The organism is Streptococcus infantis (genome assembly GCF_019929575.1).
GTDB lineage: Bacteria > Bacillota > Bacilli > Lactobacillales > Streptococcaceae > Streptococcus > Streptococcus infantis_L.
Map to the genome: position 1 here is coordinate 1 of NZ_JAHZPU010000045.1, position 5,366 is coordinate 5,366.

The window sequence follows — 5,366 nt, forward strand, 5'->3', positions numbered from 1 at the left end:
TGGAGACAGATCATTCCCTCTTGGTCCCAATCTTCTTTTTCCCACAGGTGGAGATAATAATCTTTTCGGCATCTATGAACAATCCCTTTAACCTTTGCGTAGTACTTCTCAAGCATTTGCTTTCCCCCTTTCTCTGCTTGTAGTATAGCAGAGAAAGGGGGAAAGAAGGGGCATAGTTTCTGTCTTGTGTTTTCTGAGTTTGTAATGTTATTGATTATAAGTTTGTAATTCACATAAAGCTGGCTAGTTTCTCATATTCTAATTTTCAGACAAAGCAAAAAGCCCACTGTTGTAGGCTTTCTGTAAGATATTTCTTAAAATTAAAGCATTTTGTTGTAGAATTCAACGACAAGTGCTTCGTTGATTTCTGGGTTGATTTCATCGCGTTCTGGCAAACGAGTCAATGAACCTTCCAATTTATCAGCGTCGAATGATACGAATGCTGGACGTCCAAGAGTTGCTTCAACAGCTTCAAGGATTGCTGGAACTTTCAATGATTTTTCGCGAACTGAGATCACTTGACCTGGAGTTACACGGTATGATGGGATATCAACGCGTTTTCCGTCAACAAGGATGTGACCGTGGTTTACGAATTGACGAGCTTGACGACGAGTAGTCGCAAGACCAAGACGGTAAACAACGTTATCCAAACGACGTTCCAAAAGAAGCATGAAGTTGAAACCAAGGATTCCGCCTTTGATTTTTGTAGCTTCTACGAACAAGTTACGGAATTGTTTTTCACCAACACCGTAAGTGAAACGAAGTTTTTGTTTTTCAGCCAATTGCAAACCGTATTCTGACAATTTAGAACGGTTGTTTGGTCCGTGTTGTCCTGGTACGTAGTTACGACGTGCCAATTCTTTACCTGTACCTGTAAGTGAAAGGCCAAGGCGACGAGCTTGTTTCCAAGATGGTCCTGTATAACGTGACATGTGAATGTCCTCCTGATATAAATAATATTTCGGTGGAAATAGTCACTTAGAAAGCCCTGATTCGTGCAGATGCCCTTCGCCTAAACAGCCAAGGTTACTTATCATAAGACACCTGTTGACGAGCTTCATGCTTTCCTGCTGCTATTTCACACAAAGACTATTATATCATGAATTATTGAATTTGTAAAGGGGAGTTAAGCTTTATTTTCACTACCAGAAAGGTTGAGAAGGAGGGTAAAGGTGCTTCCTAGGCCGTACTGGCTGGTAACTGTGATTTCTCCACCTAATTGATGGGCTAATTCACGCGCAATGGCAAGCCCTAAGCCATGACCACCTGTTTTCATATTACGCGAAGTTTCAACACGATAAAGGCGTTTGAAAATATTCTCTAAATCCTCTGTGGCAATGCCCTGTCCCTCATCGGTCACACTGATTGAAAGCTGATGCTTCTCCAGTTTAGCTACCACTTCCAGCTTGGTTCCTGGAGCAGAGTATTTAAAAGCGTTATTAACCAGATTAACCAAGATACGAGAAAGCTTGGCATAATCTCCTTCAAACCGGGCAGACTCTGGAATCACTTGCAAGTGGACATCTCTCTCCTCCTGCTCAATCAAAAATTGAAATTCACTCATGCACTCAATCAAAAGCTGATCCAGAAAAATGCTGTCTTTTCCAGTCGTCTTCTCCTGATTTCTAGCTGTATTTAGGCTCAAAAAATTCAACTCTTCAACCAGTTTATTAAGCCGTTCTGTCTGGCGTCCAATGGTTGCTAGATAATGGGCCTGTTCTCCTTCCTTGATAACCCCGTCCAAAATCCCTTCTACCGTCGCTTGGATTGAAGTGATTGGGGTCTTGATATCGTGCGATAGCTGGGCAATCATCAAGCCCTTTTCTCGTTCGCTTTCTTCCAAGGAATCAAAGGTCGCCTGCAAATCATGGGACATTTCATTGAAAGCTTGGCCTAATTGCTGAAATTCCACAGGCCCTTGAACCTCCAGATTTGAAGAAAAGTCCTTGTCCGCTACTCGCTTGGCATGTTCCTTAAGTTTACCCAATGAAGTAAAGACTGGTGATAGGAGAAAGAGACTAATCCCAGCACCGACAAAACTTGCGATTAGAGTCATTCCAATCAGGAAATAAATCTCTCTTTCGTCAATTAGCATTCGCTGGACTGCCCAAAAAACTACGATAATCGTTAGGAGTGTTGAAATGATATACCCCACTAGAATATAACTTTTTAATTTCATTGACTACCTCGTGCTTTCTCAATTTTGTAGCCCAAGCCCCAAACTGTTTTTATGGTGGGCGTTTCTGCACTAGCATATTTAGCCAACTCCTGTCGAAGAGCATGAATATGAACATTTAAGGTATTGGTATCATCCACATAGTCTTCTTGCCAGACCTTTTCATAAAGATCTGTCTTAGAGAAAACTCGCTTTGGATTGCTGGCTAAAATCCATAAAAGCTCGAAGGATTTGACTGTCAAATCAAGTGCTACATCTCCTACTTGAGCCTCATGACTACCGTGATTCATTCGTAAATCCCCGAGGCTGACAACCTCTATCTCACCCCCACGATGAAGGCGACGCAAGATATTGTGGACACGTAAAACAAGCTCACGAGGACTAAATGGCTTGGCAATAAAGTCATCTGCCCCCAGGCTTAGGCCGTAAATCTTGTCCTGTTCGCTTGTCTTAGCCGTAATAAATAGAAAAGGCTGATCTGGAGATTGATACTGAACCTCACTAATCAAATCATAACCATCCATCCGAGGCATCATGATATCTGTAATAATCAAATCAATCGGTTTTCGCTTGAAGATTTCCAAGGCCTCTACTCCATCATGAGCCACCAAAACCTGATACCCTGCCTGAACCAGATAGCGTTGATGAATATCTGTGATTTCTACCTCGTCGTCAACGAGTAAAATTGTCTTTCCCATCTGTCTCTCCTTTGAAAAAAACAGTGCTATACCACAATAGTATAACACTATTTTTATCTCTTTACGAACATTCTAAACGATATCTGGATTTTTCAAATCCTAGATAGAAAGTCTGTAGCTAGACTAGTCATTTTCCTCTTTTTTAGCTTTCAAACCTAGGCCACCTAGCAGTCCAGCCAAGGCTAATCCAAAGAATCCAAGAGTAGCCATTGATGTTTGGGCTTCACCAGTATATGGAAGCATGCCTTTTGGTTCTTTCATTTGATCAGCCATCATTGGACTTGATACCTTATAATTAGATGCCATCTTGCCTTCATCAGACATCTTGCTTGAGGCTGCTGGAGCTTGGTCTTGTTTCATGCTTGGGGTTGCCATTGTCTGGCTAGCATTCATGGTTTTGTCCTGCTCTTTGCTAGGCATCATCTTATCCTGGCTAGTAGCTGGCATTTTAGATTTCATATTAGAAGCACCTTGATGACTATTCATCATTGGAGTCGGCATAGCTGAACCATTAGAAGATGGAACGAAACCTGACTGCATCGGAATAAGAGACTGATGTCCATTCAAGTTCACTGTCAAATCCTTAGTCGCTACGAGATTGCTCAAGTCTGCCTTGCCATCTTTAGCGCCGTACACCTTGATATTAGCTTTATAACTTTGAGTACCGTTTTGTTTCAAGAGGTCAAGAAGGTCTTTATCCGATTTGCCTTGAGTACCTGCCAAATCCACTTCGTAGAAGTAAAGACCTTTGCCTAATTTTTCTACTGGTGGAAGAGCGGGGTTTTTAGCTGAACCGTTGTCTGACCATGGAGCCTTGTCAGAAGCTTTCAAGATAAGGCGTGTTAACATACCGTCACCAGCGAAGAATTCGTATGGGATGACTTGGTTGACGCCAGCTGTGAATGGGCCTGGGAAGTTAGCCTTGGCCAAGTACGTAGCTGGAACATCAACTGTATCTTTGGTATTGTCAGTCACACCTTTTTGCACTTCGGCTGGAGTAGTCAAACCATTCAAATTGACATCCAAATCCTTAGTCGCTACAAGATTGCTCAAATCTGCTTTGCCATCTTTCGCACCATACACTTTAATAGTAGCTTTATAGCTTTGAGTGCCGTTTTGTTTTAACAAGTCAAGCAACTCTTTGTCAGATTTGCCTTGGGTACCTGCCAAGTCTACTTCATAGAAGTAAAGGCCTTTGCCCAATTTCTCTACTGGTGGGAGAGCAGGATTTTTGGCTGAACCGTTGTCTGACCATGGGGCCTTATCGGATGCTTTCAAGATAAGGCGAGTCAACATACCGTCACCTGCGAAGAATTCATATGGAATGACTTGGTTAACACCGGCTGTGAATGGACCAGGGAAATTGGCTTTATCCAAGTATGTAGCTGGGACGTCTACCGTGTCTTTAGTGTTGTCGGCTACACCTTTTTGCACTTCGGCTGGGGTAGTCAAGTCGTTCAAGTTGACATCCAAATTTTTAGTCGCTACGAGGTTGCTCAAATCGGCCTTACCATCTTTCGCACCATACACTTTAATAGTAGCTTTATAACTTTGAGTGCCGTTTTGTTTCAAGAGGTTAAGAAGCTCTTTATCTGATTTTCCTTGAGTACCTGCCAAATCCACTTCATAGAAGTAAAGGCCTCTGCCCAATTTCTCTACTGGTGGGAGGGCAGGATTTTTAGCTGAACCGTTGTCTGACCATGGGGCCTTGTCAGAAGCTTTCAAGATAAGGCGAGTCAACATACCGTCACCAGCGAAGAATTCGTATGGAATGACTTGGTTGACTCCGGCTGTGAATGGGCCAGGGAAGTTTGCCTTGTCCAAGTAAGAAGCTGGAACATCTACTGTGTCTTTGGTATTGTCGGCTACACCTTTTTGAACTTCAGCTGGAGTAGTGGCTGATTGAGCTTCATTTGCTTCACGGTCTTGTCCAGAAACTGTAGGCGCAGGATTTGTGACAGGTTTATTCACATCTTCTGTTTGTTTCTTAGATTCTGGTTTTGCTTGCACTTCTTCTTTTGGTGCTACTACTTGGTCTTTAGTGGCTACATCCGCTTTTTCTGGTGAGCTTATAGTATCCAAGCTTGCTTTAGGCGTTGAATCTACCTGTTCTGAAGGAAGAGCTGTATCAACTGCTTCTTTGAGAATTTCTACTGGTAAGTCGCTCTTTGCACTCACCGAATCTGCATCTGGCACGACTTGAGCAGGGGTCGGATTGACCACATCGGCACGTACAGAACTTGGTTGACTGACCAGAACAAAGAAGCCACTGGCCACAACAACTGAGGCGACACCGACACTGAGACGACGAATAGACCAACGAGTATATCTTTGATTTGGATTGAATTTCATAGGATTCTCCTTAGAGTTTTTCTTTATTTGATGACTCTAGTATAATCTCCTAAAATTAAAAAGGATGCCCTGTTGTAAAATGAAGTGCAACACAAAAGACATGTTCATCTGATATACTAGAGTTGCAAAAAACAGTATAG

At 42.6% G+C, this 5,366-nt stretch carries 4 protein-coding genes and 1 pseudogene; all 5 read right to left on the bottom strand.

What is annotated here, in order from left to right; genetic code table 11:
- Positions 1-116, bottom strand: a pseudogene (locus tag K1I67_RS09290) (sigma-70 family RNA polymerase sigma factor); the annotation flags it as partial.
- 204 nt (positions 117-320) lie between these two features.
- Positions 321-932: a 30S ribosomal protein S4 gene (gene rpsD / locus K1I67_RS09295; protein WP_223339710.1), complete on the bottom strand. Its 612-nt coding sequence runs from the start codon at positions 930-932 to the stop codon at positions 321-323.
- Between the two features lie 194 nt (positions 933-1,126).
- On the bottom strand, positions 1,127-2,179 hold the full coding sequence (locus K1I67_RS09300) for a sensor histidine kinase (protein WP_223339711.1): 1,053 nt from the start codon (positions 2,177-2,179) through the stop codon (positions 1,127-1,129).
- Positions 2,176-2,874, bottom strand: a complete 699-nt coding sequence (locus tag K1I67_RS09305) for a response regulator transcription factor (protein WP_049508137.1) — start codon at positions 2,872-2,874, stop codon at positions 2,176-2,178. Before K1I67_RS09305 ends, K1I67_RS09300 begins: the two co-directional genes overlap by 4 nt.
- A gap of 123 nt (positions 2,875-2,997) precedes the next feature.
- The gene (locus tag K1I67_RS09310) at positions 2,998-5,226 is read right to left on the bottom strand and encodes an SSURE domain-containing protein (protein ID WP_223339712.1); all 2,229 of its coding nucleotides are present in this window, start codon (positions 5,224-5,226) and stop codon (positions 2,998-3,000) included.
- Positions 5,227-5,366: the final 140 nt, after the last annotated feature.

Excerpts from the sequence above, each read along its gene's own strand:
- rpsD (WP_223339710.1), bottom strand. The coding sequence starts at position 932 with ATGTCACGTTATACAGGACCATCTTGGAAACAAGCTCGTCGCCTTGGC.
- K1I67_RS09300 (WP_223339711.1), bottom strand. The coding sequence starts at position 2,179 with ATGAAATTAAAAAGTTATATTCTAGTGGGGTATATCATTTCAACACTC.
- K1I67_RS09305 (WP_049508137.1), bottom strand. The coding sequence starts at position 2,874 with ATGGGAAAGACAATTTTACTCGTTGACGACGAGGTAGAAATCACAGAT.
- K1I67_RS09310 (WP_223339712.1), bottom strand. The coding sequence starts at position 5,226 with ATGAAATTCAATCCAAATCAAAGATATACTCGTTGGTCTATTCGTCGT.